This is a genomic window from Pusillibacter faecalis (genome assembly GCF_018408705.1).
GTDB lineage: Bacteria > Bacillota > Clostridia > Oscillospirales > Oscillospiraceae > Oscillibacter > Oscillibacter faecalis.
Genome location: NZ_AP023420.1, coordinates 2,660,407 through 2,683,142, shown reverse-complemented (window position 1 = coordinate 2,683,142; position 22,736 = coordinate 2,660,407). Strand labels below are relative to the sequence as shown.

Genomic DNA, 22,736 nt, shown 5'->3' with positions numbered 1-22,736 from the left:
CATGGCAATCGTATTCAAAGATTTACCAGATGAGGAACTCGTCTATGGTCAGAAAAGCTGCCAGGGCTGCGGTGCGCTGCTGGCCGGCAGGCTGACCATGAAGGTGCTGGGCAAGAAGACCGTTCTGGCAACCCCGGCCTGCTGCTTTGCCGCAACGACTTCCGTGTACCCTGAGAGCGCCATTTTTGTCAACAATGTAGTCACAGCCTTCCCCGCGCTGGCCTCCACCCTCTCCGGCATGGCTGTTGCCGGTGAGGCGATGGGCTGGGATGAGGACATCACGTATCTTGGCATCGGCGGAGACGGCGGCACCGTGGACATCGGCCTGCAGGCTCTCTCCGGCGCTGCGGAGCGCAACGAGAATATTCTCTACATCTGCTATGACAACGAGGCTTACATGAATACCGGCGTGCAGCGCAGCGGCGCCACTCCCTACGGCGCCTCCACCACCACAACGCCTGCCGGCATCTGTTCAAAGGGCTGCGACAATGCTTTTAAGAAGTCCCTCTTTGAGATCATGGCGGCTCATCGTATCCCCTATGTGGCCACCGCCAGCACCTCCTACCCCAAGGACTTCATGGAAAAGGTTGCTAAGGCCAAGGCTATGAAGGGAACCAAGGTTATCCATATTATGGCACCCTGCCCCACGGGCTGGGGCTATCCCGCTGAGAAGACCATCGAGATCGGCAAGATGGCCGTGGAGTGCGGCCTGTGGTATCTGGCCGAGTATGAAAACGGCCGGTACATCATCCAGGAGCCCAAGCAGTTCAAGCCGATTGAAGATTATCTGAAGGCCCAAAAGCGTTTTAAGCACCTGAAGGCTGAGGACTACGAGCGGATTCGCGGCTATCGCGATGCAGAGTGGGACCGTCTGCGTCGGCTGGCTTCGATGTAACACGTAAATTTCCCTTCTGTCGGCGTGGATAGCTGTAAATTTTTTCAAGGTGAAATTTTTCGTCCTGAAGATGACCGAAATCCACAGACGCGTTTGGGATCTTGAACGGCACTTTTTCATGCAGTTGGAGATGGAGATTCCCACTCCGGAGCATTTTTTGCAGGAAGCGGATTGCCATCACCGTGGGAAGCCGCATCATCCCGCACTTGGCTCAGATTGTGCAGGTTCTGTATAATCGTCTGAAGGAGTGTGGCGCGCTGCCCTTTTTTGGTGCCTGCCATGGGCAGCCACGCCGACGGCACCGCCGAGGGACAGACCGCTTAGATCCGGGAGCTTGGCATTACGAAACAGAGTATCGGCATACCGATCCTCTCCAGCATAGAAATCGTCTGCTGCGGTTCTCTGGAGGATGGAACGCCTTGATGCCTATGAGTTCCATGGGATTGCCCTCCTCAACAAGGTCAAGCCCCACTCTGAATTTCGCGGCCCCCACAAGAGCGGACTTGCCAAGATGGTTGCCATCGGCCTTGGCAAGCATGTGGTGGCCTCCGTCCTTCACGCTAGGGGATATGCCGGGCGAACCCGGCATATCCCCCGGATGGCGGAGCTGTTCCTGTAAAAATGCCGTTGCGTGTTTGCGGTGGGTATTGTCCAGAATGCGTAGACCAGATCAGCGTGCTGGAGGTCCTCCGGCCGGAGGACTTTCTGTCCCGGGAGCCAAGCCTTGCCAGAGCTCGCCCGCTGACGTCTCGCCACTTTCAAAGGTCGAGATCGACGTGCTGATCATTGATCAGATTGGAAAGAACATCAGCGGCGCGGCCATGACTCCAATGTGACCGGACGGAATTGCAGTGCTCTTCCGGGATTAGGTCTGGAAATTCCGGATCTGAAGCGGCTCATGACCCGGGGATTGACCCTGGATACCGCCTCCAAACCCACCATGCTTCAAAGCGCCTCTATGCCTTTGTATGCAAACAGCGACTGGGATGCGCTCAGAACCGCTATCCGTTCTCTGAACTGTAAGGACTACCGTCAAGTGAAAATTGTCCGCATCAAACATCCCCAGTGTATGTCCGGCATTCAAGTCAGCCGCAGCTACTGGGAGGAAATCCGCCACCTCCCGGACGCTGCTTTGGTCAACGACTTTGAACCAATTGTGCTTCGATGCGGCCGGAACTCTGGCAGATGGTGCCCCACTCTAAGGGACCCGCATGAAAACCCCTATCGATTCTAAAACTGATAAGGAGGCAAATTTATGAGACGTCTGAAATCATTTCTCTGCGTCTTGTCAGCCTGCGCCCTGGTCATGTCCCTCTCCGGCTGCGGCGGCGACAGCAGCACGCAGTCCGGCGATGAAGTCGTTTGGATCATGGCCCATACCGTCACCGAGGACATCGCCCTGCACAAGGCTTTCGTGCAGGTGGCCGAAAATATTAAAGAGGCGACAGACGGCAAATTTGTTATTGAGATCTATCCCAATTCCCTGATGGGTGGCAACCGAGAGGTGCTGGAGGGCATGCAGTTTGATACCTTCCAAATGACGATGCCCAACGTGGGCATGTTGGGCGGCTATTCCGACCAGATCTCCGTACTGGAGCTACCCTATCTCATTGAGGACGTCACTAATTTTGAAGATGCTGACGCCGTCTATAATTCCGATATTCTCCAGCCCATCTACGATGACCTGGCGGACGCCGGCTTCCTGTGGCTTGGCTCTTGGTATCAGGGAAACCGCCATCTGACCACAACCAAAACCCCGGTCCATACGCCCGCGGATATGAAGGGGCTGAAAATCCGCACTATGGAGAGCCAGTATCATATGGCGCATTTCAACGCCTTAGGCGCTAATGCCATCCCTCTGGCCTTTTCTGAGGTATTCACCGCGCTGCAGCAGGGTGCTATTGACGGGCAGGAAAATCCCTACTGTAATATCTACACTCAAGCTATCTACGAGGTACAGGGCTACATTATTGAAACTGCGCATATCTTCGACATCATACCCGTTCTGGTATCCAAGGCCGCGTATGACAAGCTGCCGGAGGAATATCAGCAGCTCCTATCCGAGGAAATCGCCAATATGACCATGGAACAGTGGCAGATGGCGATGGATGACGACAATGCCTGCAAAGACAAGATCATTGAGACCGGCAAGTGTGAGATTATTGAGCTGACCACAGAGGAGCGGCAGGCTTTCCGCGACGCAGCCCAGCCTGTCTATGACGACTATACTGCTGAACATGGCAGTGAGCTGCTGGACGCTATTCTGGCAGCCCAGGAATAACCATCCATTTAACAACGTAATAGAAAAGAGGAATTGCAATGTCCGCATGTAAGGTTGAAGTCAAGGATTATATTTGTACAGTCACAATCGACCGCCCTCCTGCAAATGCCACCAGCAAGGAGACCTATGATGAAATTCGGGACACCTTCTATGCCTTGGACCGCCGGGAGGACATCAAGGTGGTCATTCTGACCGGCGCCGGCAAGATTTTCATGGCTGGAAATGAGCTAAGCGAATTCGGCGAGTTCATGGAGCCCAGCAAGTGTACAGTGCACTACGACAGAATCCGCAACGCCTATCTTGCTGTCAAAAACTGCCGTTATCCCGTGATTGGCGCCATCAACGGCTCTGCAGCCGGTGCCGGCTGCGCGTTTGCTGGCTGCTGCGATGTTCTGATTGCCGCCCAGGGCGCCAAGTTCGCCCTCTCTGAAATTAAGGTGGGTATCATCGGCGCGGACGGCTACGCCTCCTTGATGGTTCCTGAGAAGGTGCTGCGCTACATGGCCTTCTCTGGCAATCCCCTACTGGCGGAACAAATTGCCCAGTGGGGCGGCATCTGGAAGGTGGTTCCCAGGGAGCAGGTGCTGGAAGAAGCCCAGAAGCTGGCCGCAGAGTTTGCCCAAAACGCAAGACGCGCCCTGATTCTGTGGAAGCAGTGTCTGAATGAAAACTATGAGCACGAGCTTCCCAAGAAGTTCAACAACAACCTGCAAGCCACCATCGCCTACCAGCCCTATCATGACTTCAAGGAGGCCTCCACTGCATTCATAGAAAAGCGCGTCCCTGAGTACGACGAGCAGTGATGAAGCAGACACATCCGCAGCGCCGGGTTCTGGTGGTGATAGGGTCTATCATCTGCCAATTCTGTGTGGGAATGCTATACAGCTGGAGCGTGTTTCAAACCCCCATTTCTCAAATGTTCGGCTGGGATACCGGCGCGGTCTCTCTGACCTTTTCCATCAGCACGTTTATGCTTCCTGTCGCCATGATCGTCGCCGGGTTGCTGCTGCCCCGCCGGGGACCCAGATGGGTTGCATCTCTGGGCGGCATCATCCTCGCCATCGGACTTTTGATCGCCAGCCAATCCCACTCTCTGGTCATGCTGTACGTAGGCTTTGGATTCCTGGGCGGCGCGGGCGTTGGCCTGGTTTATGGTGTCCCCATTGCCACCTGTGCCGGCTGGTACCCAGAGAGCACCGGGCTGATCACAGGTCTTGCCGTCGCTGGCTTCGGTCTTGGTTCCAGTGTCTATGCGCCCATTGCCACGAACCTCATCAGCCATATTGGTCCTATGAGTACATTTCTGGTGCAGGCGTGCGTCTCTTTCGTCGGCATTTTGCTGGGAAGCCTGCTGCTCAAGGCCCCTCCATCCACTCAGGCGGCTCCGGGCGGACAGACGGGCAGCTATACGCCAGGCGGCATGCTGCGCACCTGGCAGTACTGGATTCTCCTGATCATGTACATCCTAGCCAATGCAACAGGTCTCATGGTCGTGGGATATGCCTCCCCTATGGGGCAGCAGCTGGCTCATATCACCACCGCCCAGGCAAGCGCAGTGGTCAGCATCCTAGCGATCTCCAATACGCTAGGCCGCTTTCTGGGTGGAGCCATGTCTGACCGGTTCGGTCCCTTTCGGGTGGTTATCTTCCTCTACTTGGTCAATGCTGCCACCATGTTCTCCATGAAGCTGATGACGAACTTTGTGCTCTACGCGCTGGCTGTCGCCATTCTGGCCTGCAGCTTCGGCGGCATGGTGGGGGCCTATCCCTCCATTGTCCTGGACTACTTCGGCAAAACCTACTATTCCGTGAACTACGGTCTGGTCTTCCTGGCCTTCGGGATCGGCGGGCTGCTGGGACCGCAGATTGTCTCTCAGGTTCTGCGGCTGCAAAACGGCGATTATACGCTGGCCTTCTGGATCGCAGGTGGAGCCGGCATTGCCGGCGCTCTCCTGGCCCTGTTGTGCAGAAAACCAGTTCCCGGAAAACGCCATACCTCCTAAAAAGCGGCAAGGCGGAAGTCTTCTGACTTCCGCCTTGCTGCTTTTATGCGCGGCGCTGCTGGCTATCAAGTAAAATGCATCACGGAATCTCCAGATGGACTGACTCGTGAAAGATCGGCTCTACTATCCCGGGAATCTCCACGGCGTCCGTAAAGCGGACGTCTCCCACACAATTTTTTAATAGCTGCACGATGTAGGGGTGGGGCCGCTCATCCGGGCGGCCCGCTGCCACACAGACCACCGCTGTCTTGGGCTGTAGGAGGTGCAGGAGCTTCCGCGTGGTAGAGGACAGCGAGGCGTGGTGGGGCACTTTCAAAATGTCGCAGGGAGTGGCTGTTGCCGTCTCCCACATGTGGGCATAGGCGTCGCCGCCCAAAACAATCTCCCGGCCATGGTAATATAGCCGTTGGCGCAGGCTGGCAACATTCATGGACTTGGCCCAGTGGATTAGATCATAGGCGTTCCGCCGCCCCTGAAAGGCTGCGTCAAACACCTGTCTCTGCCTGGGGTACAATGCCGGCTCTCCAAAGAGGATGTCCATCCTCAGTTCCTCCGTGAGCTGAAGGGTCTCCATCCGGTCGCCCGCAAGCTCCACCAGCGTTCCAATCCGTTCTTCATACCGTCTCAGCGGCCGCGCATAGAAATCCATGCAACGCAGAAGATTCCTGGCCGCTTTGGGAAGGCCGTTGTCTCCGTCTGGTTCCAAGCTCTCCGCCTCCCTCGGAGGGATGTAGGGCGTCAGTAGCCGGTCCACAGCCACGCACTGTAGCACCCGGTCCAGGCCACCCACATGATCTCTATGAAAGTGTGTCAGCAGCAGGATATCCAGCCGCTCAATCCCCTGTTTTTTCAGAAAATCCCCGGCATAGATTCTACAGGACCTGGCATCCAAGGGTTCCGGGTGGTCATCCCGCACCAGGTTATCGTGGCCGCAGTCCACCAGCATAGAAAAGCGGCAGCTTCCGCCCTCCACCTCCCGCACCAGGATCGCGTCGCCGTTGCCCACATTGATGAAGTCCAGTACCAGCATCACCTGTCCCCCTTTCTTTTATGGTTCTTACAATACCACACCCTATGATTCCGGGCAACGAAAAGTCCGCGACAGTATTACAAATATTTCCTGCATTTTTTTGACAGTCCACACAAATTTCTCACAAGGAAAGATGCACATCCCCACAGGCTTTCGGCTGTCTGGAAACGAAAAAAGAGAGGCAATGCCTCTCTTTTCAGCTCTTATAATTTCCGCAGCGCGTCTACCAGCGCGGTCTTACCCTGGGTCTTTTCATCCTTCATCTTCACGATACGGGCAGGGCTTCCCGCCACGACGGCGCCAGCGGGCACATCCTCAATGACCACGGCTCCGGCAGCCACTACTGCGTCTGCTCCGATATGAACGCCCTCAATGACCACGGCGTTGGCACCAATCAGAACGCCGTCCTCCACAATGACCGGGGTGGCAGAGGCCGGCTCCACGACGCCCGCCAGCACCGCGCCGGCGCCGACGTGGCAGCGCGCACCCACCGTGGCCCGACCGCCCAGGACGGCTCCCATGTCAATCATGGTGCCCGCGCCCACGACGGCGCCAATATTAATCACCGCGCCCATCATGATGACCGCGCCCTCTCCAATTTCCACCTTTTCCCGGATGATGGCACCGGGTTCAATGCGGGCTGGAATCTCCCGCATATCCAGTAATGGCACGCCGGAATTGCGGCGGTCATTCTCCACCACATAATCCGTGATTTCCGCGGCGTTTGCCTCCAGAACAGGCTGAAGCTGGCTCCAATCACCAAAGACGATGAAGCTGTTGTTTCCACCAAATACCTGGGCGTTGCCGAAGTCCACCGGCCCTGTGGTATTCACATACAGCTTCACCGGAGTTCTCTTTTCAGAATTTGCAATATAGTCAATAATTTCCTGCGCGTTCATAGTCACTCTCCAAACAAGATATTTTCCAAGTCATAGATGCCGTTTGCTCTCCCTGGCAACAGCCGGGCCACACGCAAGGCGCCGTTCACAAAAATCTGACGGCTGGCCGCCCGGTGAGTAAATTCCAGCTCCTCGTCGGGGCCGAAGAAATGCACAGTGTGGGTTCCCGCCACTGTGCCGCCCCGCAGGGCGTGAATGCCGATCTCCTCCCTGTTCCGCCGACCGGTCTGACCTTGACGCCCATAGACCGGCGTCAGCTCCTGACGCGGGTCCATAGCCTCCACCAAGAGCTTTGCGGTTCCGCTGGGCGCGTCGGTCTTCTGATTGTGGTGGACCTCTGTCACCTCAATGTCAAACTCCGGCCTCAGCACCCCGGTGACATCCCGCAGTGCCCGGGCAAGTACCGCAACACCCAGAGAGAAATTGGCGCTCCACAGCACCGGGGCGGCGCTTCCCAGCGCCTGCAGCTCCCGGAGCTGATCCGACGTGTAGCCCGTGGTGCCGGAGAGCAGCGCCGTTCCGGTACGGCGGACATAGGAGCAGATTTCCGGCAAAGCCTCCGGCCGGGAGAAGTCAATCACCACGTCTGCCACCTTGCCAAGCCGACCCAGCTGGTCCAGATCTTCGCGGCCAAAAGCCGCTTCCACCTGGTCGCCGGCGGCCCGGGCAGTCTCCTGGAGGAGCCGCCCCATCTTTCCCCGCCCGATCAGGATATATCTCACAGCAGTCCCACCTCCTTCATGGTCTCCCTAAGAACCGCCTCATTCGCCGGACTCATCGCACAAAGCGGCATCCGCATGGGCCCTACGTTCAGCCCCATCAGATTCATGGCAGCTTTGACGGGAATGGGATTGACCTCAATGAACAGATGGTTCATCAGCTTCAGGTATTTCAGATGATTCTCCACTGCTCGGGCCTGGTTGCCGCCCAGATAGTCCGCCACAATCTGATGACACATAGCGGGCATGACGTTTGCATAAACGGAGATCACGCCACTGCCGCCGACGCTCATCAAGGGGATCGTAATGTCGTCGTTGCCGGAGTATAAGGAAAAGTCCGGTCCCGCGCAGTGTGCGATCTTCATGATGTAGGACATATCACCACTGGCCTCCTTGATGCCGGCGATGTTGGGATGCGTACTAAGCCGTTCCACCACAGATACCGGAATGGAGCAGCCAGTACGCCCAGGGACATTGTAGAGGATGCAGGGAATATGGACCTTGTCCGCCGTCTCAGCAAAATGGCGGTACATACCCTCAGCGTTGGCCTTGTTGTAGTAAGGGGCGATCAATAGCAGAGCGTCAGCGCCCATGTCCTGGTACTGGATGCTCTTTTCAATCTGAGTAGCGGTGCAGTTGGAGCCGCTGCCCACCATCACCGGTACCCGGCCATTCACCACCCGGATGGTGTGCTCTACCACCGCCGCGTCCTCTTCATGGGTCATAGTAGGGTATTCGCCGGTGGTGCCCAGGGTTAAAATGGCATCTGTGCCCCCGGCAATCTGGCGCTCCAGCAGATTGGTCAGCACCTCGAAATTCACGCTGCCATCCTCGTGGAAAGGCGTGATCATGGCGACGATGGAACCTTTGATGTTTTCAAATTTCATGTGAGTGTCCTCCATTTTTTTCATAAAAAAACGGTAGAGACACGCCCCTACCGACAGTATGTGCAAGCAGCACTCCCTGTAAGCGGATAGCGCACCCGCGGCAAATGCCGCGGACAGTTTCACAGGTCTTTCCTGGGAACCCATCCCTCTCCCGCGCCCGGAAAAGGAATTCGGCGGACTTGCCCTTCCCACCTTCTCTGCCTGCCAGCTCCCGTGGGTCCATCGCATCCGCGCCTCTATCTCATTTTTTGCCATCATACCATGATTTCAGCTCCGTTGCAATGGTTACTTTGAAAAAAAACCTGTCAGATTTTCTATAGATATGCTACAATAGCTACAATACCGGAGATTCCCATATCCCAACTATCCTCAAGGAGGTTTTACATGCTCCCGTCTGTTGTCGCCCATCGTCGGGCCTTACACCGTATTCCAGAGTTGTCTGATCAGCTGCCGGAGACGGCGGCGTATGTACGTTCTGTCCTCGCACCTCTGAGCTGTACCGTTACCACCCCGATTCCCAGTGCTATCTGCGCCTTTTTCGATGCCGGAAAGCCGGAAACCGTGGCCTTCCGTGCGGACATGGATGCCCTGCCCGTGACGGAGCGCACAGGTCTTCCCTATGCCTCGATTCATCCAGGACGCATGCATGCTTGCGGTCATGACGGTCACATGTCCATGGCACTGGCACTGGCAGAGCATGTGTCCGCGCGTTTATCAGAGCTGCCGCGCAATGTGCTCTTCCTCTTCCAGCCTGCAGAAGAGACGTTTGGCGGTGCCAGTCCCCTGTGCGCCACCGGAATTTTGGAGCAACACCATGTCCAGCGTGTATTCGGACTGCACCTGTGGCCGGGACTTCCCGCCGGAGCGGTCTATACACGCCCAGGGCCGCTGATGGCCCGGGCTAATGAGGTCACTATCACCGTCACCGGCAAGAGCGTCCACCTCTCTCGTGCCGCCGAGGGACGGGACGCCCTGGCTGCGGGGCTGGACTACTATCGCCGCGCCTTGGAGCTGGTGGAGGCCCTGCCGCCGCCCCGGGTGCTGGGCTTTGGACGCATGGTCTCCGGCACCGTCCGCAACGCTGTCAGCGGGGAAACCATCCTGGAGGGCAGCCTGCGGACCTATCAGGAGGATACCTACCGGGCCTGTCGGGAGGGTCTGATTCGACTGGGCGTCCAGGTGGCGGAGGAGCGCGGCTGCGAGGTGGATGTCCACCTGAGCGACGGTTATCCGGCGGTGTGGAACCATGAGGCGCTCTATGTGCAACTCTGCCGGGAACTGGGGCCGAAGGCGCCGGCCCTGCTGGACACCCCGGTCCTGGCCGCCGAGGACTTCTCTTTTTATCAGCAGCGGGTACCTGGTGTCTTTTTCTTCCTTGGCGTCGGGGAAACTGCAGAGCTTCACGCTCCGGAGTTCTGTTTTGACGATGAGACGGTGCTGCCGGAAGGCGTTGCGTTTTTGAAGCGCCTGCTGATGCTGGCATAAGAATCAGCGTCCCGCGAAATCTGCAAGGCTTGTTTATACGGAAGCGCTACCAAAACAAGGAGGAATGAAATCGTGAAAACAGAAACCCTGCAGAAACTTGGTGCCAGCGCTCTCCTGCTGGTAGTTGCTCTGCTTTCTGCCCTGTGGCTGGCGGGGACCGTCTCCTCGCCCGAACTGCATGCCAAAGCCCTGGCGGAGCTGGATGAGAAAAAGATCACAGTCATGGAGCTGACCGCAGCCACGGCTGTCACCTCTGTAGCCGTCTCTGCCGTTCCAGGCGATGCTACCACGCCCCTGGCCAGCAAAATCGCGGACCTCAGCTCCTATCTCCTGCTGGTTGTGGGAGCCATTATGCTGGAAAAGCTCCTGCTGACCATGCTGCCCTACGCCGCGTTCACCATCCTGATTCCGGCCGCCTGCGTATTTTTTGCGCTCTCTCTGTGGCGTCCCGCCGGAGGGCTGCGGCGCTTTGCCGCCAAGCTGGTCCTCTTTGGGCTTGCCATTTGCCTGGTAGTTCCTGCCAGTCTTCGGGTCAGCCGTCTGGTGGAGAACACTCTGGATGTCCAGCAGACGATTGACTCCGCTGCCCAGTCTGCCGACGATGTGGAGAAGGAGGCAGGCGAAGCGGATGATGCGGTCTCCGGCGGCTGGCTCTCTCAGATCGGAGAGCAGATTACCAGCGGAGTCACCGGGGCGATTGACGCGGCCGAACAGGCCCTGAGCCGTTTTATCGACGCCATTGCGGTACTGCTGATTGTAAACTGTGTGGTCCCCATCCTGGTCCTATGGTTCTTCTTGTGGCTGGCCAAGGCTATTTGGGGCATCCAAATTGACGCCTCTCCCAAGAAAATTCAGGGCCTTCTCCTTAGCCGCAGGGGCCGGAAGCGCTCCGAGGCGGATGATAAAGAGCTGACCCCTCAGCCGTGATCCATGAAGGGAAAAACACGCTGTGCAAAGCACAGCGTGTTTTTTTAAACCGTTTGTAAATATCCCCCTATATCTATCCCATGCTTATCCGCCAACGTTTACACCATATTTCAAGGCCGCAACCTCATTTTATTTCAAGCACAAACCTGCGCAATCTGGTATCATTTAGCGCGTACAAATACACAGAAAATACACAGCAGCTTACTTGCAGTATTCCGCCAGGATTTCCGCCGCGCTTTTTTGGCGCTGTTGTCTAAGGTGGGTGTAAACCCCCTCCACAGTCTCCACCGCATCCCCCAGAATCCGGGCCGTCTGCCTGGGGTCCAATCCAGCCTCATAGCAGATCGTGGCCATAGAGTGCCGGAAACAATGCGGAGTAATGTGGAACGTCTCCACGGTTTCGCCGTTGCTGGCCCGCTCTGCAGCGAAAAGACCCGCGTCTCGGCAGTACCGCCGCCAGTTTTTTGTGATTTCCGAGGAGCGCATAAAGCCCCCGTCCTCTCCCGGGAAGATCAGCCCCGCCCGGTTTCGCGGCAGCGCCGCAGCCAGGGGCGGAAGCAGGGGGATGTCCCGCCGGCCGTTCTCGCTTTTGAGGTGGTCCTCCAGCACCGGCACCTGCCCCGTCGCATAGGAGAGCTTTTTGGTCACATGGATGACGCCGGCCTTGCGGTCAATGTCTCCATAGGTCAGCGCCAGGGCTTCTCCCCGCCGCATCCCGGTGTAGAGCAACAGACAGCCGAACAGCCAAAAGTGAGCTTTTCTCTCTGCAGATACCCGCTTGACAATGGCCTCCTGTTCCTCCGTCAGCGCTTCCCGGCGTTTTACCGGAAGCCCCCGGCTCTTGCGTATCTCCGTAGCCGGGGACACGTCGATATCGCCGGAAATGACGGCGTAGGAACAGATCATCTTGCATACGCTCAAGTCAGTCTGTACCGTTTGCGCACTGTAACCAGCTCTCTCCAAGTCGTTGAGATACCGTTTCACGTCCAGAGGCTTGACGTCCCGAATGCTCTTTGGGAATGCCGCGCAAAGCCGTTTTACGGCATATCCGTACACCATTTGCGTGCTGAGGGACACCGTCTTGTCGTGTTCCCGCTGCCATTGCGCTGCCACCACCGGGAACGGCCTCCCGGCCTGCGCCTGTTCCTGATACGCCAGGATCTTCCGGTCCACCTCCCTGCAGGTCTTGCCCCGAAAGGCCACCCGTCTGCCGTTGATTTTCCGGATGGACTCATAGAGTCCGTCGGGCCGCTGGTAATATTTTTGCTTTGCCATCGTTACCTCCTTGTTTTTTCCGGAGGTCCATGCTATACTGTGCCTGAGACCTCCCGCTTCGTCGTGGTTGCTGGGTGGTTTGGATCGATCCGCTCCGGTGTTTGCAGCGCCGGAGCGGCATTTTATTGCGCCTTTTTCAAATCATTGATCTGGTTGGTATGCATCTTGATGATGCTCTTTAGAAGCTCGACTTCCTCCTCCAACGCCTCCACCTTGCTCTTTGGGGCCAAAGTATCGAGAATAGTTTTCTGGCCCTCGGCTAACGCTTGAATTTGGGGGATTAAGATGTTCTCCTGCGCGACTTCAACACTTACCAGACGTTGATTGATTTCTTCCAGCATGGATATCATTTTTTCTTCGTGGTTCATATGATCTTCCTCCTCGCCGCCCTCCGGCGGCTTTTTTATCTCCCCGGAAGGGGATATCTCTTTTTGGTCATGACCCGCCCCTGCCAGACCAGGGACCTTCCGCTGCTGGCGGTGATCACCAAGTCAGCGTCCGACCGTTTCCGATTCAGGCTGAAGAGGTAGGTAATCCCCAACATGCGGTCATAGTGCCACTGCTTGATGACGGTAGCTCCATCCACGCAGAAAACGCCGATGTCCCCATCCCGCATTTCATCATGATTGACAAACACGATAGACTCATCCGGGAAGTCCGGTTCCATGCTGTTTCCCTGTACCCGAATGGCATAGGAGGCACCTCTGGGGTCCTCCGGTTTCAGTTCGTAAGGCTCGCAGCTCTGTCCGGTCTCGCCCAGGGCAGGGCCGGCGGCGGAGGGATTGATAAACAGGTTGATAACAGGTGGTGTTTCCGGCTCCTCTGCCTCCTCCTGAAAGCGTTTCTCATCCTCCATCCGCTGGAGCTCCGTCTCCGCCAGCTCTCGCAGCGCCTGCCTCCCCCAGCGGTCCAGGCTGTCATAATCCTTTGCAAGCCTCATCGCCTCGCCCGACAAGGGCGGGGCCTTTTTTGCGCCCATCTCCCCATGCCCAAAGTCCACACGAAGAACCTTCGGCTGAAAATGTTCATCGGAAATACTGTCGTCCGCCAAATAATCCAGGGACACATCCAACGCAAGCGCAATCTTCTGGATGGTGGAAATCTTGGTGTTCTCGTACCCCTTCTTATAAAAACCGTCGATGGTCGTATAAGGAACGCCCGACAACTTGGAAAGTTTGCTCTTATTTAGGCCCTTCTTCTTCATGAGATAATCTAGCTTTTCTAAAAAATTCATGCTCGTCACCTCTCTACACCAACAGTACCACAGTGAAAAGTAAAATGCAAGAAAAAATTTACGCCACAGGGTAATTTTCTATTGACAGATTACGCTGTGGGGTATATCATAAAAACAGAAATACCCCGCAGGGTAACTCGATAAGGAGGTGAGCCTATGCTCCGATTAAAGAAAGCACTGGATGCCAGAGGAATTTCTCAAAAGTCATGTGCTGAGCTTTTGGGAATCACTGAGAAAAGCCTTTATAACAAGATGTCCTGCCGGTCTGAGTTTACATACAGCGAAGTCCGGCGACTCAAGGCATTTCTTCCGGAATATAACCTGGACTATCTTCTGGAGGATGACGCAAGCTGACCCGGGAAATGCGTGGCAAAAAGGAAAGCGCCCCAGCGGTGCAACGCTGAGACGCTTCCTGCGGAGATGTTTTCGCTGCGGTGAATCTTTCACATTACGGTATGGTCGCCGGGTCGTGAAAAGCGGTTGCACCCACTTTAGACATCGCAAACCAGAGGCGAGGCTCCGCACCTTTGCCCCTCTGGTTACACCGCCTGGTCTAGCAATGTGCGAAAATGGCGGCGTGTCATAAGGGAAACGCTCGTAAAGAGCTTGTCCATCTGATACGCCTCCTCTCTTTCCCGTGAGGGGGAATGACCGAGAGTACCGCGCACGGCATATTCACTTTACCACGCATTTCCCGTTTAGGCAAATAATTTCCTACCAACACCTAGAACAAGCAGTATACCCCTGGTTGATAGCATCATCAAGGGAGATTGCGATCTTGCTCTGCCGCAGATACTGACACCCATTCCGGTGGTACTTTTCGCCGGTGTTTGTGATGTAGACCATCTGAGATTGATTCCCGTTGTCCGGCGTAATCGGAACAAATTGGGGATTAGAGGTGATCTCTGAAGAATTGCTTTTTGATGCGGCCTCTTCCAGTCCACGTTCATAGCCGGCTTGGTAGCCTTCATCATACGCACCGACTTTTTCGGCGGAAACCTTCTCAGCCATATAGCTTTCCATGTAGTCATATCCAGCTTCATACCCGGAGTCATATCCGTGTCCGCTGCCTACATAATAGCCGGCATAGGCAGAGACAGAGATTGCAAGCAAAAACCACACAATTATTTTTTTCATGCTTATCCCTCTTTCTTTGTTGGATATACGGGAAAATTTTACCATTCCAAAACCCAGAACGCAACCACGACAAGCGAAAAAAGATGCCCCGCCAGGCGCGGACAACACCTGGCGGGGCGGCGGAAGCCTATTGAACCAACCAACAGGCCCGCAGGATGATTTTACCACATCCTCCTGCCGGGCACAAGACAAGGAGGATGATTTTTTATGGAACGAAACTTCAAAGATGTGGTAGAGAACATCCGCGGCGCGGAGAAGGACGTGGACAAGGTCCTGGACGCCGCCCGCCTGGAGCGGCATGAGGGGCCGAACCGGCATATGACCGGGGAGCAGAAATTGATCCTGCTGCTGTCCCTGATCGCCGCCGGAACGTTTCTGACCCTGCTGCTCGCCCCCATACTGTTATAGAAGGAGGACCCCATGGAAAACAAATACTACCGTGACAATCTGGCCGCGATTCTGGAATTTACCGGAGGCCGGCACCTGCTGGGCTATGGAGATATCTATAGATACACCGGCCTCAAAGACCACCGGGCTATCCGCAAGCGCTACCCGCTCAACAAGGACGGCACCATCACCGCGGAAACCCTGGCCCGCCGTCTGTGCGAGGGGGCCAGATCATGAACTGGTTTTTAACCGCTGCGCTCGCAGCCATCGGTGCCTGGAAGGCCACCGAATGGATATTCCGCCTGGTCAATCAACTGGATGGCCGGTAAATGAACATTGGGGACAAGCTCCGCCGCCCGTTGGAGCTGGACACGACCTATTGGGGCTCCACGGATGGCCGCCTGTACCCCTGCGAGGTGGTCTACATCCACCCAAAAGGCCGCTATTACACCGTGGAATTTGACTTCCACGGGACAAAAATCCGTCAGAGTTTCCAGGCGGGATTTGATTGAAAACATTGTTTACCTATTTCGCCCACATTCTACCATGGCAAGTAAGTGAGCACAACAGCGCACCTATTTTTAGGAAAATAAAAAAGCGAGGTTTATAAACTATGACAATCGGAGCATGGGTATTCGTTATTATCACAGGCGTTTTCGGCCTATCTATCGCAGGATTTTTGTTACGGGGAGCAATAGCGACTGATAAACAATACGAAAAGGGCTTGAAAATTGGACTCTCAATCGCAACAGCGGCAACAGTTTTAATTACTGCGCTGATTTGTGGCGCCTATATCTGGTATCGGCTTAATTCTGAGAGCGGACATAGGGCTTTGAAAGACCAGCAGAGCAATTTGTCTGGTGGGATTGAGAGAACAGTATCTGTCTACGACATAAACGGTCAGCTTATCAAGGAGTATTCGGGAAAGTTTGACGTTGAAACAGACCGGGAGAGTTACATTTTATTCGATGATGAAGACGGAAATCGTCACATGATTTATTACACCACAGGGACAATCATTGTGGACGAAAAATAAAAAGCGGGCTGCCTCTGTCGGTAACAGAGGACAGCCCATGACACCACGTGAAAGGACCACGAGGTATCGGAGACAGTATAACACATCCTCCGGCCTCTGGCAAGAATAGGAGGATATTTTTAACATGAAAAATGAACCGACAACAATTCAAGAATTAAGAGGTATGGCCCGATACGTGAACCGCGAGTTTGACAATCTCTGCCGCGTTGAAGGAACTGATTCTTGATCGGGCGGCGCATGACCCCGGTATTCATTTGATGGAACTGAAGGAGAAGCCAATGAGCAATTTAACATTTTTCTTTGTGCTGCTGGGAGTATGCACATTTACCAGAGGCCTTTTCTGGGTGGTGGACAAGCTGGAGGGGCGGGTATGAAGCGACGGCAGATTCTTACATATCTTTGCTTCATCGGGCTTCTGGCAATCTGGTTAATTGGATTCCTGGCGCTGAATGTGGATGCGGAGCCTCCGCGCCCGGAACACACAAAAGCCATCATGCCGGAGATCCCGTTGGACGAGCTGGAGGCGGCTGAAAATGAGCTGATTGAGGCCGCACTGCTGGCCCGCTCAACCAAGCTGGAGGACGTGACCATCACCTTCTACTGCTGCGAGGAACGGCCCCACATCTGCGGGACAGGCTCCGGCATCACTGCCAGCGGACGGCGCGTGACGCCCTATGTAAGCTGCGCTGTGGACCCTGCCGTGATTCCGCTGGGCAGCACCATCATGATCGAGCGCAACGGCGAAATGCTGCGCCTGCGGGCGGACGATACCGGCCCTGCTATCCGGGGAAACCGTATAGATTTGGCAGTCCAGGGGCACCAAGAGGCCTTATCCCTGGGCGTGAAAACGGCTGATATCTGGTGGTGCGAGGAATGAAAGGAGGCCAAATGCGTGTACTATTGCGAACTCTGCGGCACGTTTTTCGATAAGCCGCACATCCGAACATATCAAGACCCCACGGTGGACCCCAGGGCAGAATTCCAGGAGGTTGTCTGCCCGGTCTGCCTGGAACCCCACATCGAAGAGGCGGCCTTCTGTCCCGCCTGCGACCAGCCTATGCCGGTGGGGCCTGTGCTCTGTGAGAGCTGCCGCATGTCTTTGAAGCGGCGGGTGACAGAATTTTTTGATACCCTCACGGCTGAGGAAGAGCAGCAGTTTGACGCCTGGATGGAGGGCTCCAGCATCACGGAGAGGAGGGCGTTCCCATGATTCAATTTCATGAGGCATCCCATACCTATACGCTGGATGGCGTGGACCTCCCCAGCGTCACCCATATCTGCCGCTTCCTGGCCTATGACTACAAATCGGATGAGCCATGGCTCGCGGAGGCAGCGGCCCGGCGTGGGACTGCGGTCCACGAGGCCTGCGCCCTGATTGACTATGGCGAAGAGCCGGAGGAATCCGCGCAGATCGCCGGGTATCTCAACGCCTATCGGCGGTTTTTGAAGGACTACCGGCCGGACTGGGAGCTGATCGAGCACCCTATGGGAACCCTGGAGCTTGGCTACGCCGGGACTCTGGACCGGTATGGAACCCTCTATGACGGGCGCACCTGCATCCTGGATATCAAGACCGGGCAGCTTTACAGCGCCGCACTCCGGGCTCAGCTGACGGCCTATCAAGCGCTCCTTCCGCCACGATATCACTGTACACACCTCTACGCCTTAAAACTCAGCGCAGACGGCACCTATCAGCTGCGGGAAGTCCCGGCGGACCGGGCCCTGCTGGATGCCTGTTTGTTTCTGAACAACGCCACCGAAAGGAAGAAACGCACATGAGTGAGGAATTGATGCTTTATAGTTACAGCGCATCTCCGCTGGCTGTCCAGAAAAAGCCCCACACCGGGGATTATGAGATATCTGTCTTCGGCGGCGCTCCGGCCACCTTGCGGCGGGGCGTGGACTTCGGCATGATTCGCCGGAAGGACGGCAGTGCCCAGACCAAGCACCCAACGCTCTTTAAGGCCGGCGCGGAAAAGGTAGCCGTGGCCTATGGCCTGTGCCAGAGATACCACATAGAGAGCAAGCTGGAAGACGCGGAGAGCGGGTTCTTTTTCTACGCCGTCCGCTGCGACCTGGTCAAGATCGTGGACGGGCGGGAGTATACCATCACCAGCTCCTACGGCTCTGCTAACACCCGGGAAGGCCGCAACGGACGGCAGTCCCCCTTTGATGGCGCAAACAGCGCCCTAAAGATGGCCCAGAAGCGGGCCCTGGTCTCTGCGGCGCTGTCTCTTGGCTGTATGTCCGACAGCTTCACCCAGGACGTGGAGAGCGACACGGAGGACGCCAGCGCCTACTTCAACGCCAAAAATCCGGAATTTCCCATCTCCCCCGCCCAGGTGAAGTTCTTCTATGCCGCCGCTGGGCGGCACGGACTGACCAAGCAAGACGCCAAAGCGCTGCTGAAGAAATACGGTTATTCCAGTGCCAAAGACATCCTGACAAAGGATTTTGATACTATCTTGGAGGAATTGGAGGGTGCCGATGCTTAACCACATTACACTCATGGGCCGCCTGACCCGTGACCCGGAGCTGCGCCGCACCCAGAGCGGCACCGCTGTTACATCCTTCACCCTGGCCGTGGACCGGGACTTCAAGTCTCAGTCCGGCGAGAAGGAGACGGACTTCATTGATATTGTGGCCTGGCGCTCTACCGCTGAATTTGTCAGCAAGTACTTCTCCAAAGGCCGCATGGCTGTGGTGGAGGGCCGCCTGCAAATCCGGGACTGGACGGACAAGGACGGCGGCAAGCGCCGCAGCGCCGAGGTGATCGCGGATAACGTCTACTTTGGGGATTCCAAGAAAGATGACCAGGGCTCCCGTCCTGTCTCCCGCGGTGTGGACGTTTCCGCCTCCGACTTTGCAGAGATCAGCGAGGAAGACGGCGAGCTACCGTTTTGATTGGAGGGCTATCAATGAAATATACACTGTTTGTTATTGACGGTGGTTATCTGGACGATGCAAACGATACGGTAACTATTCAAGGGGTGCGTGAATGCGAACTTCCCGCTTTGCTCCGGTTGTTTACCGCAGGAAAGAACAACTTTGACGTTGTAGTTCGACGCTCCGAAGAGGAGTAAGGCAATGGCGGAAAAAAAGGAATATGTCAAGCTTTGGATGAGCTACGAAAGCTATTTCGAGCCGTACAGTGACGGTGAAGTGGGGCGTCTGGTGCTGGCCATGATGAAATATCGTGCGTCGGGAGTGGAGCCAGAATTCAACGGGAATGAACGGTACGTTTGGCCAGCCATCAAAAGGGACATCGACGAATCTTTGCAGGCGCAAGAGGCAACCGCTACAACCAACCGGGAAAATGGTAAAAAAGGCGGAAGACCACCTAAGGGAGAAAAACCGAATTGGTTTACTGAAAACCCAAAAAACCCAATGGGTTTTGAAGAAAGCGAAAAAAGCCATGGACAAGGTCAAGGACAAGGACAAGGTCAGGGTCAGGGTCAGGGTTGTCCCCCCCCTACCCCCCCACTGCCAACAGGAGCGGAAGCGGAGGTAGTGTCTGACTATCTGAACCGGGTAAACCCATCCGCGTCCCCGTCCTCCCTTGACGAACTGCGCGGGTTTGCAGAAGTCATGGGCGCAGAAGTATGCCGGAGGGCCTTTGACATCGCCCTGGACAGCAAAGCGGCCACATGGCCGTATATCCGCAAAATCCTGCAGGACAAGCAATCGCGCGGCGTCCGGTGCCTTGCGGATTGGGACGCGCTGGAGAAAAAGCGGGAATTCGGCAAGAAGTCCTCAGCGGAGAGCTCGAACAAAAGCGCCTGGGGGTATGTGAAATGAACAGCAAGCGCAAGGGAAAAGAGGGAGAGCTGCGGCTGGTCCACTTCCTGCGGGAGCAGGGCTATGAGTGCCGCAGAACAGCGCAGTACTGCGGAAAAACCGGAGAGGCAGCGGACGTGATCGGGCTTCCGGGCCTCCATATCGAGTGCAAGGCCGTTGAACGGCTGAATGTTCGGGAGGCATTGAAGCAAGCTGTCAGGGACGCGGTTGCCTCTTTGATTCCCGTGGTATTTCACAGGCACAGCCGGGAGGAGTGGCTTGTAACGCTCCGGGCAGAGGATTTCATGACCATTTACCGGGAGTGGGAGGCTGGACGGCATGAAAAGTAAAACGCTTCTGCTTGAGATTTACGCAGAGCCAGTCAGGAGGATGACATGACAGCCGAAAGGCGCGCCCTGCTGGGCGACCACGAGGCGGCGAAACGGCTGACGGATGCGGGGGTGCTGGTGCCGTGTATGTGTGGCAGAACACCAAAGGAACACGGCCCGGAGGACTGGAAGCCGACCTTCTATGACCCTGATAGTGGCGGCGATCCGGTTAGCATTGAGTGCGAGTGCGGAATTAACTTTTCCATTTGGAGCTATGACTATTATAAAACCCGCCTCGCCTGGAATACTCGTACACCAATTCTGAGCGCGGAGGAATTACAAAGATTGGAGGAAAACACATGAAGTCGGCAAAGATTTACACTAACGACTTGAACCGCTTGATTGCGGCCACCAAGTCTTTTGTGAGCGATAGCGCCACCTGTCCTTGCAATCAATACATTAAGCTGGAGTTCCATGCAGCAGAAAATCAAGTCGCGGCTATGGCCGTTGATGGCTATCGGATGTCTGTGGAGCACTCAATTATCAGTGATTGCGACGAAGACTTTGTGGCATTCATCAAGAGCAATACCAAACTCCCAAACAAGCAGTATGCAACCATCTCTCTGACAGAAGAAGGGAAAGAGGCTGTAATCCGGTGCGGTGGGTTCTCGTTCGGATATACCCAGCCGCAGGACAGCGGATTTGAATGGGAAAAAGCAATTCCAACAAGTGAGGTAAAATACCGGATTGGCTTCAACGGAAATTACCTCCTGGCAGCTTTACAGGCAGCAAAGGTATCTGCTGGAGAAAGCTTTAGGCAGCCGGTAATTTTGGAATTCCGCAGCAATGTAGAGCCTATTCTTCTCCGCACCAACAAGGAGGACATTAAGATGGTTCTTCCTGTTCGTATCAAAGAAGATTGAGTGGAGGGGATGGAATGAACTTATTCAAGCGTATTGACCCAGTAGACAGGGCCTATAAAAGGCTGAAAGGATATTGCGCCAAACAGTTTTCATGTAGTGGTTGCAGATTTGATGGAGATGATGGTTGCATCTTAAAAAACGGTTATCCCCGTTGACTGGCCGATAGGAAAAAGGCGAAAAAAGAGGCCCAGCCATGAAAATGACGCGGGAAGAAGCGAACGAAATTTTAGAGGATTGGAACCTTTGCCATTATACTCCCAGCAGAGAGGCCGCAGAAGCGGTCATATCGGCCTTAGACCCGTTAGAGATTATTTCCGCCCTCCGCCCCGTCAGCCGGGAGCAGGTGGAGAAGGTCTGGAGGGGTGTGTGGAAACACTATTTGCCGCCTTTGGGAGCTGGAAATATACAGTGCCGCTGTACAAAATGCGGGAGAACCCCTGATGTAGAAACACCTTTCTGCGCATGGTGCGGTGCTCCCATGACGGACGAGGCCGCGGAGATGGTGATGGAGAGATTGGAGGCGCTGTATGGAGATAGGTGACAGGGTCGTTTGCATGGTGAGCGGTGTCCGGGGCGTGATAACAAAAATTTACACCCCGACCGCCTCAGCAATGCAGATTATGGTGTGTACAGATGATGGGCGATTGTATCATGCTCCGTATAGTACATGGAGATTGGAGGAGGTGAAAGATGGCAAGGGCGATTGAGAAGGGCGCAACGTACCTCGATAAGCTGTGCCACAAGCTCTATGATGAACCAAAAGGGCGAGGCTTTCAGGTAGATGGAAAATGCCGCCGTTGCGGTGGCCCTCTTATGACATATTACTGCGAAGATAGGCTGCATTTGATTGCCTGCGAGAAATGCGGTACATTGGCGCTCACAAAAGCCGTTTCTCCACAAGTTGCTGCAAATTTGACCTTGCGTCAACCCACCCTCACCCCGCCGAACGAGGCGCTAATATGCGATGGGTGTCTATGGGCGGAAATGGGGGCACTTGAAAAATGCTCGTCTTGTATGAGAGACAAAAAAGATAATTACTACCGCCGCCCGCCGGAGGGAGAGGAGGAACCCTGATGGACTACGAAAAACTAATTGATGACTTGAGAAGCCTTTTGGGCCAGTATGGGGAAAAAATCCCATATGGTGAATTGGTCTGTGCGGAAGGTGGTTACGGTAGAGCGGGTGACTTAGTGTGGACTGACCCTGAGCCGTACTACATTGAACAATCCGCCAACGCCATCACCGCCCTGCTGGCCGAAAACGCCCGCCTGAAAAAATATGAGGACAAATGCCACGACTGCCCAATCGTCTGCGCCAAGACAGAAATCATCAAGGCGCACGAGGGGTTGGAAGCGGTACAAGCCGAACTGGAGCAGAAATCAAAACTGATTGCTCAGCAGGCCGCAGAATTGGAACGGCGGGACAAACTGCTGAAAGAACAAGAGACCGAGTTGGATCAGATGAAGCGGGAGAAAGAAGCTAACTATTGTTATGGATATTGAGGCCGCACTAC

The 22,736-nt window shown here is 55.5% G+C and carries 34 protein-coding genes and 1 riboswitch; of the genes, 26 read left to right on the top strand and 8 right to left on the bottom strand.

Annotated elements, in window-relative coordinates:
• The first annotated feature begins 1 nt into the window (after position 1).
• From KJS55_RS13565 to KJS55_RS13540, 6 genes are all read left to right on the top strand, one after another.
• A complete protein-coding gene (locus tag KJS55_RS13565; protein ID WP_187030567.1) occupies positions 2-895 on the top strand; it encodes a thiamine pyrophosphate-dependent enzyme in 894 nt (297 codons plus the stop codon).
• A gap of 409 nt (positions 896-1,304) precedes the next feature.
• The gene (locus tag KJS55_RS13560; RefSeq protein WP_213543548.1) at positions 1,305-1,514 is read left to right on the top strand and encodes a hypothetical protein; all 210 of its coding nucleotides are present in this window, start codon (positions 1,305-1,307) and stop codon (positions 1,512-1,514) included.
• 279 nt (positions 1,515-1,793) lie between these two features.
• Positions 1,794-2,129 carry a hypothetical protein gene (locus KJS55_RS13555; protein ID WP_187030563.1) on the top strand — a complete coding sequence of 112 codons (336 nt, stop codon included), beginning with the start codon at positions 1,794-1,796 and terminating at the stop codon, positions 2,127-2,129.
• A 21-nt stretch (positions 2,130-2,150) separates the two neighbouring features.
• Entirely contained in the window at positions 2,151-3,176 is a 1,026-nt protein-coding gene (locus tag KJS55_RS13550; protein ID WP_187030561.1) for a TRAP transporter substrate-binding protein, read from the top strand.
• A 38-nt stretch (positions 3,177-3,214) separates the two neighbouring features.
• Positions 3,215-3,979: an enoyl-CoA hydratase/isomerase family protein gene (locus KJS55_RS13545; protein WP_187030559.1), complete on the top strand. Its 765-nt coding sequence runs from the start codon at positions 3,215-3,217 to the stop codon at positions 3,977-3,979.
• Positions 3,979-5,178: an L-lactate MFS transporter gene (locus KJS55_RS13540; RefSeq protein ID WP_213543547.1), complete on the top strand. Its 1,200-nt coding sequence runs from the start codon at positions 3,979-3,981 to the stop codon at positions 5,176-5,178. The genes KJS55_RS13545 and KJS55_RS13540 overlap by 1 nt, the downstream gene beginning before the upstream one ends.
• Positions 5,179-5,257: 79 nt before the next feature.
• Here the strand turns inward: KJS55_RS13540 and KJS55_RS13535 are convergent, their stop codons facing one another.
• The 4 genes from KJS55_RS13535 to dapA all read right to left on the bottom strand — a co-directional run bounded on the left by KJS55_RS13535 (position 5,258) and on the right by dapA (position 8,713).
• A complete protein-coding gene (locus tag KJS55_RS13535; RefSeq protein ID WP_213543546.1) occupies positions 5,258-6,208 on the bottom strand; it encodes a ComEC/Rec2 family competence protein in 951 nt (316 codons plus the stop codon).
• Between the two features lie 203 nt (positions 6,209-6,411).
• Positions 6,412-7,107 carry a 2,3,4,5-tetrahydropyridine-2,6-dicarboxylate N-acetyltransferase gene (dapD, locus tag KJS55_RS13530; protein WP_187030553.1) on the bottom strand — a complete coding sequence of 232 codons (696 nt, stop codon included), beginning with the start codon at positions 7,105-7,107 and terminating at the stop codon, positions 6,412-6,414.
• 2 nt (positions 7,108-7,109) lie between these two features.
• Positions 7,110-7,829: a 4-hydroxy-tetrahydrodipicolinate reductase gene (dapB, locus tag KJS55_RS13525; protein ID WP_213543545.1), complete on the bottom strand. Its 720-nt coding sequence runs from the start codon at positions 7,827-7,829 to the stop codon at positions 7,110-7,112.
• Positions 7,826-8,713, bottom strand: coding sequence for a 4-hydroxy-tetrahydrodipicolinate synthase (gene dapA, locus KJS55_RS13520; protein WP_213543544.1), 888 nt, complete (start codon positions 8,711-8,713; stop codon positions 7,826-7,828). Before dapA ends, dapB begins: the two co-directional genes overlap by 4 nt.
• A gap of 79 nt (positions 8,714-8,792) precedes the next feature.
• A riboswitch (Lysine riboswitch) is annotated at positions 8,793-8,960 on the bottom strand.
• A 137-nt stretch (positions 8,961-9,097) separates the two neighbouring features.
• Between dapA and KJS55_RS13515 the strand changes: the two genes are divergently transcribed.
• Together KJS55_RS13515 and KJS55_RS13510 are read left to right on the top strand one after the other, a co-directional pair.
• Complete coding sequence (locus tag KJS55_RS13515) at positions 9,098-10,198, top strand: M20 metallopeptidase family protein (RefSeq protein WP_213543543.1); 1,101 nt, start codon at positions 9,098-9,100, stop codon at positions 10,196-10,198.
• Between the two features lie 72 nt (positions 10,199-10,270).
• Complete coding sequence (locus KJS55_RS13510) at positions 10,271-11,125, top strand: hypothetical protein (RefSeq protein ID WP_213543542.1); 855 nt, start codon at positions 10,271-10,273, stop codon at positions 11,123-11,125.
• A gap of 201 nt (positions 11,126-11,326) precedes the next feature.
• Here KJS55_RS13510 and KJS55_RS13505 read toward each other — a convergent pair whose 3' ends face one another.
• From KJS55_RS13505 to KJS55_RS13495, 3 genes are all read right to left on the bottom strand, one after another.
• Entirely contained in the window at positions 11,327-12,400 is a 1,074-nt protein-coding gene (locus KJS55_RS13505; RefSeq protein ID WP_213543541.1) for a tyrosine-type recombinase/integrase, read from the bottom strand.
• A 122-nt stretch (positions 12,401-12,522) separates the two neighbouring features.
• Positions 12,523-12,768 (bottom strand): hypothetical protein, encoded by a 246-nt coding sequence (locus KJS55_RS13500; protein WP_213543540.1) that lies wholly within the window; start codon positions 12,766-12,768, stop codon positions 12,523-12,525.
• 35 nt (positions 12,769-12,803) lie between these two features.
• A complete protein-coding gene (locus tag KJS55_RS13495) occupies positions 12,804-13,634 on the bottom strand; it encodes a S24 family peptidase (RefSeq protein WP_213543539.1) in 831 nt (276 codons plus the stop codon).
• A 156-nt stretch (positions 13,635-13,790) separates the two neighbouring features.
• Here KJS55_RS13495 and KJS55_RS13490 point away from each other — a divergent pair, with 156 nt between their 5' ends.
• Entirely contained in the window at positions 13,791-13,988 is a 198-nt protein-coding gene (locus KJS55_RS13490) for a helix-turn-helix domain-containing protein (protein WP_213543538.1), read from the top strand.
• A 360-nt stretch (positions 13,989-14,348) separates the two neighbouring features.
• On the opposite strand, the gene KJS55_RS13485 is transcribed toward KJS55_RS13490, so the two are convergent.
• Positions 14,349-14,771, bottom strand: coding sequence for a hypothetical protein (locus tag KJS55_RS13485; protein WP_213543537.1), 423 nt, complete (start codon positions 14,769-14,771; stop codon positions 14,349-14,351).
• A gap of 207 nt (positions 14,772-14,978) precedes the next feature.
• On the opposite strand from KJS55_RS13485, the gene KJS55_RS13480 reads away from it, so the two are divergent.
• The 17 genes from KJS55_RS13480 (at position 14,979) to KJS55_RS13400 (ending at position 22,725) form a co-directional block, all read left to right on the top strand.
• Positions 14,979-15,179: a hypothetical protein gene (locus KJS55_RS13480; RefSeq protein WP_213543536.1), complete on the top strand. Its 201-nt coding sequence runs from the start codon at positions 14,979-14,981 to the stop codon at positions 15,177-15,179.
• 12 nt (positions 15,180-15,191) lie between these two features.
• Entirely contained in the window at positions 15,192-15,395 is a 204-nt protein-coding gene (locus KJS55_RS13475) for a hypothetical protein (RefSeq protein WP_213543535.1), read from the top strand.
• A gap of 92 nt (positions 15,396-15,487) precedes the next feature.
• On the top strand, positions 15,488-15,670 hold the full coding sequence (locus KJS55_RS13470) for a hypothetical protein (RefSeq protein WP_213543534.1): 183 nt from the start codon (positions 15,488-15,490) through the stop codon (positions 15,668-15,670).
• Between the two features lie 101 nt (positions 15,671-15,771).
• Positions 15,772-16,194 (top strand): hypothetical protein, encoded by a 423-nt coding sequence (locus tag KJS55_RS13465; protein ID WP_213543533.1) that lies wholly within the window; start codon positions 15,772-15,774, stop codon positions 16,192-16,194.
• Positions 16,195-16,564: 370 nt separating this feature from the next.
• Entirely contained in the window at positions 16,565-17,071 is a 507-nt protein-coding gene (locus KJS55_RS13460) for a 3D domain-containing protein (RefSeq protein ID WP_213543532.1), read from the top strand.
• 15 nt (positions 17,072-17,086) lie between these two features.
• Positions 17,087-17,404, top strand: coding sequence for a hypothetical protein (locus KJS55_RS13455; protein WP_213543531.1), 318 nt, complete (start codon positions 17,087-17,089; stop codon positions 17,402-17,404).
• On the top strand, positions 17,401-17,973 hold the full coding sequence (locus KJS55_RS13450) for a hypothetical protein (protein ID WP_213543530.1): 573 nt from the start codon (positions 17,401-17,403) through the stop codon (positions 17,971-17,973). The genes KJS55_RS13455 and KJS55_RS13450 overlap by 4 nt, the downstream gene beginning before the upstream one ends.
• Positions 17,970-18,689 (top strand): hypothetical protein, encoded by a 720-nt coding sequence (locus KJS55_RS13445; protein ID WP_213543529.1) that lies wholly within the window; start codon positions 17,970-17,972, stop codon positions 18,687-18,689. The genes KJS55_RS13450 and KJS55_RS13445 overlap by 4 nt, the downstream gene beginning before the upstream one ends.
• Complete coding sequence (locus KJS55_RS13440; RefSeq protein WP_213543528.1) at positions 18,682-19,098, top strand: single-stranded DNA-binding protein; 417 nt, start codon at positions 18,682-18,684, stop codon at positions 19,096-19,098. The genes KJS55_RS13445 and KJS55_RS13440 overlap by 8 nt, the downstream gene beginning before the upstream one ends.
• Before the next feature lie 14 nt (positions 19,099-19,112).
• Positions 19,113-19,277 (top strand): hypothetical protein, encoded by a 165-nt coding sequence (locus KJS55_RS13435; RefSeq protein WP_213543527.1) that lies wholly within the window; start codon positions 19,113-19,115, stop codon positions 19,275-19,277.
• 4 nt (positions 19,278-19,281) lie between these two features.
• Positions 19,282-19,992, top strand: a complete 711-nt coding sequence (locus KJS55_RS13430) for a DUF6291 domain-containing protein (RefSeq protein ID WP_213543526.1) — start codon at positions 19,282-19,284, stop codon at positions 19,990-19,992.
• Positions 19,989-20,321: a putative PDDEXK endonuclease gene (locus tag KJS55_RS13425; RefSeq protein WP_213543525.1), complete on the top strand. Its 333-nt coding sequence runs from the start codon at positions 19,989-19,991 to the stop codon at positions 20,319-20,321. Before KJS55_RS13430 ends, KJS55_RS13425 begins: the two co-directional genes overlap by 4 nt.
• A gap of 45 nt (positions 20,322-20,366) precedes the next feature.
• A complete protein-coding gene (locus KJS55_RS13420) occupies positions 20,367-20,663 on the top strand; it encodes a hypothetical protein (RefSeq protein WP_213543524.1) in 297 nt (98 codons plus the stop codon).
• The gene (locus KJS55_RS13415) at positions 20,660-21,223 is read left to right on the top strand and encodes a hypothetical protein (RefSeq protein ID WP_213543523.1); all 564 of its coding nucleotides are present in this window, start codon (positions 20,660-20,662) and stop codon (positions 21,221-21,223) included. Before KJS55_RS13420 ends, KJS55_RS13415 begins: the two co-directional genes overlap by 4 nt.
• A gap of 193 nt (positions 21,224-21,416) precedes the next feature.
• Positions 21,417-21,764 carry a hypothetical protein gene (locus KJS55_RS13410; RefSeq protein WP_213542717.1) on the top strand — a complete coding sequence of 116 codons (348 nt, stop codon included), beginning with the start codon at positions 21,417-21,419 and terminating at the stop codon, positions 21,762-21,764.
• Positions 21,765-21,913: 149 nt separating this feature from the next.
• Positions 21,914-22,297 (top strand): hypothetical protein, encoded by a 384-nt coding sequence (locus tag KJS55_RS13405; protein ID WP_213543522.1) that lies wholly within the window; start codon positions 21,914-21,916, stop codon positions 22,295-22,297.
• A complete protein-coding gene (locus tag KJS55_RS13400; RefSeq protein WP_213543521.1) occupies positions 22,297-22,725 on the top strand; it encodes a hypothetical protein in 429 nt (142 codons plus the stop codon). The genes KJS55_RS13405 and KJS55_RS13400 overlap by 1 nt, the downstream gene beginning before the upstream one ends.
• Positions 22,726-22,736 lie beyond the last annotated feature (11 nt).

Coding starts and splice junctions, on each gene's coding strand:
- KJS55_RS13565 (WP_187030567.1), top strand. CDS start 2: ATGGCAATCGTATTCAAAGATTTACCAGATGAGGAACTCGTCTATGGT.
- KJS55_RS13555 (WP_187030563.1), top strand. CDS start 1,794: ATGACCCGGGGATTGACCCTGGATACCGCCTCCAAACCCACCATGCTT.
- KJS55_RS13415 (WP_213543523.1), top strand. CDS start 20,660: ATGAAGTCGGCAAAGATTTACACTAACGACTTGAACCGCTTGATTGCG.
- KJS55_RS13485 (WP_213543537.1), bottom strand. CDS start 14,771: ATGAAAAAAATAATTGTGTGGTTTTTGCTTGCAATCTCTGTCTCTGCC.
- dapD (WP_187030553.1), bottom strand. CDS start 7,107: ATGAACGCGCAGGAAATTATTGACTATATTGCAAATTCTGAAAAGAGA.
- KJS55_RS13540 (WP_213543547.1), top strand. CDS start 3,979: ATGAAGCAGACACATCCGCAGCGCCGGGTTCTGGTGGTGATAGGGTCT.
- KJS55_RS13475 (WP_213543535.1), top strand. CDS start 15,192: ATGGAAAACAAATACTACCGTGACAATCTGGCCGCGATTCTGGAATTT.
- KJS55_RS13545 (WP_187030559.1), top strand. CDS start 3,215: ATGTCCGCATGTAAGGTTGAAGTCAAGGATTATATTTGTACAGTCACA.
- KJS55_RS13480 (WP_213543536.1), top strand. CDS start 14,979: ATGGAACGAAACTTCAAAGATGTGGTAGAGAACATCCGCGGCGCGGAG.
- KJS55_RS13465 (WP_213543533.1), top strand. CDS start 15,772: ATGACAATCGGAGCATGGGTATTCGTTATTATCACAGGCGTTTTCGGC.
- KJS55_RS13425 (WP_213543525.1), top strand. CDS start 19,989: ATGAACAGCAAGCGCAAGGGAAAAGAGGGAGAGCTGCGGCTGGTCCAC.
- KJS55_RS13550 (WP_187030561.1), top strand. CDS start 2,151: ATGAGACGTCTGAAATCATTTCTCTGCGTCTTGTCAGCCTGCGCCCTG.
- KJS55_RS13400 (WP_213543521.1), top strand. CDS start 22,297: ATGGACTACGAAAAACTAATTGATGACTTGAGAAGCCTTTTGGGCCAG.
- KJS55_RS13515 (WP_213543543.1), top strand. CDS start 9,098: ATGCTCCCGTCTGTTGTCGCCCATCGTCGGGCCTTACACCGTATTCCA.
- KJS55_RS13460 (WP_213543532.1), top strand. CDS start 16,565: ATGAAGCGACGGCAGATTCTTACATATCTTTGCTTCATCGGGCTTCTG.
- KJS55_RS13405 (WP_213543522.1), top strand. CDS start 21,914: ATGGCAAGGGCGATTGAGAAGGGCGCAACGTACCTCGATAAGCTGTGC.
- KJS55_RS13450 (WP_213543530.1), top strand. CDS start 17,401: ATGATTCAATTTCATGAGGCATCCCATACCTATACGCTGGATGGCGTG.
- KJS55_RS13410 (WP_213542717.1), top strand. CDS start 21,417: ATGAAAATGACGCGGGAAGAAGCGAACGAAATTTTAGAGGATTGGAAC.
- KJS55_RS13430 (WP_213543526.1), top strand. CDS start 19,282: ATGGCGGAAAAAAAGGAATATGTCAAGCTTTGGATGAGCTACGAAAGC.
- KJS55_RS13495 (WP_213543539.1), bottom strand. CDS start 13,634: ATGAATTTTTTAGAAAAGCTAGATTATCTCATGAAGAAGAAGGGCCTA.
- KJS55_RS13445 (WP_213543529.1), top strand. CDS start 17,970: ATGAGTGAGGAATTGATGCTTTATAGTTACAGCGCATCTCCGCTGGCT.
- KJS55_RS13435 (WP_213543527.1), top strand. CDS start 19,113: ATGAAATATACACTGTTTGTTATTGACGGTGGTTATCTGGACGATGCA.
- KJS55_RS13500 (WP_213543540.1), bottom strand. CDS start 12,768: ATGAACCACGAAGAAAAAATGATATCCATGCTGGAAGAAATCAATCAA.
- KJS55_RS13470 (WP_213543534.1), top strand. CDS start 15,488: ATGAACATTGGGGACAAGCTCCGCCGCCCGTTGGAGCTGGACACGACC.
- KJS55_RS13490 (WP_213543538.1), top strand. CDS start 13,791: ATGCTCCGATTAAAGAAAGCACTGGATGCCAGAGGAATTTCTCAAAAG.
- dapA (WP_213543544.1), bottom strand. CDS start 8,713: ATGAAATTTGAAAACATCAAAGGTTCCATCGTCGCCATGATCACGCCT.
- KJS55_RS13505 (WP_213543541.1), bottom strand. CDS start 12,400: ATGGCAAAGCAAAAATATTACCAGCGGCCCGACGGACTCTATGAGTCC.
- KJS55_RS13560 (WP_213543548.1), top strand. CDS start 1,305: ATGGAACGCCTTGATGCCTATGAGTTCCATGGGATTGCCCTCCTCAAC.
- KJS55_RS13420 (WP_213543524.1), top strand. CDS start 20,367: ATGACAGCCGAAAGGCGCGCCCTGCTGGGCGACCACGAGGCGGCGAAA.
- KJS55_RS13440 (WP_213543528.1), top strand. CDS start 18,682: ATGCTTAACCACATTACACTCATGGGCCGCCTGACCCGTGACCCGGAG.
- KJS55_RS13535 (WP_213543546.1), bottom strand. CDS start 6,208: ATGCTGGTACTGGACTTCATCAATGTGGGCAACGGCGACGCGATCCTG.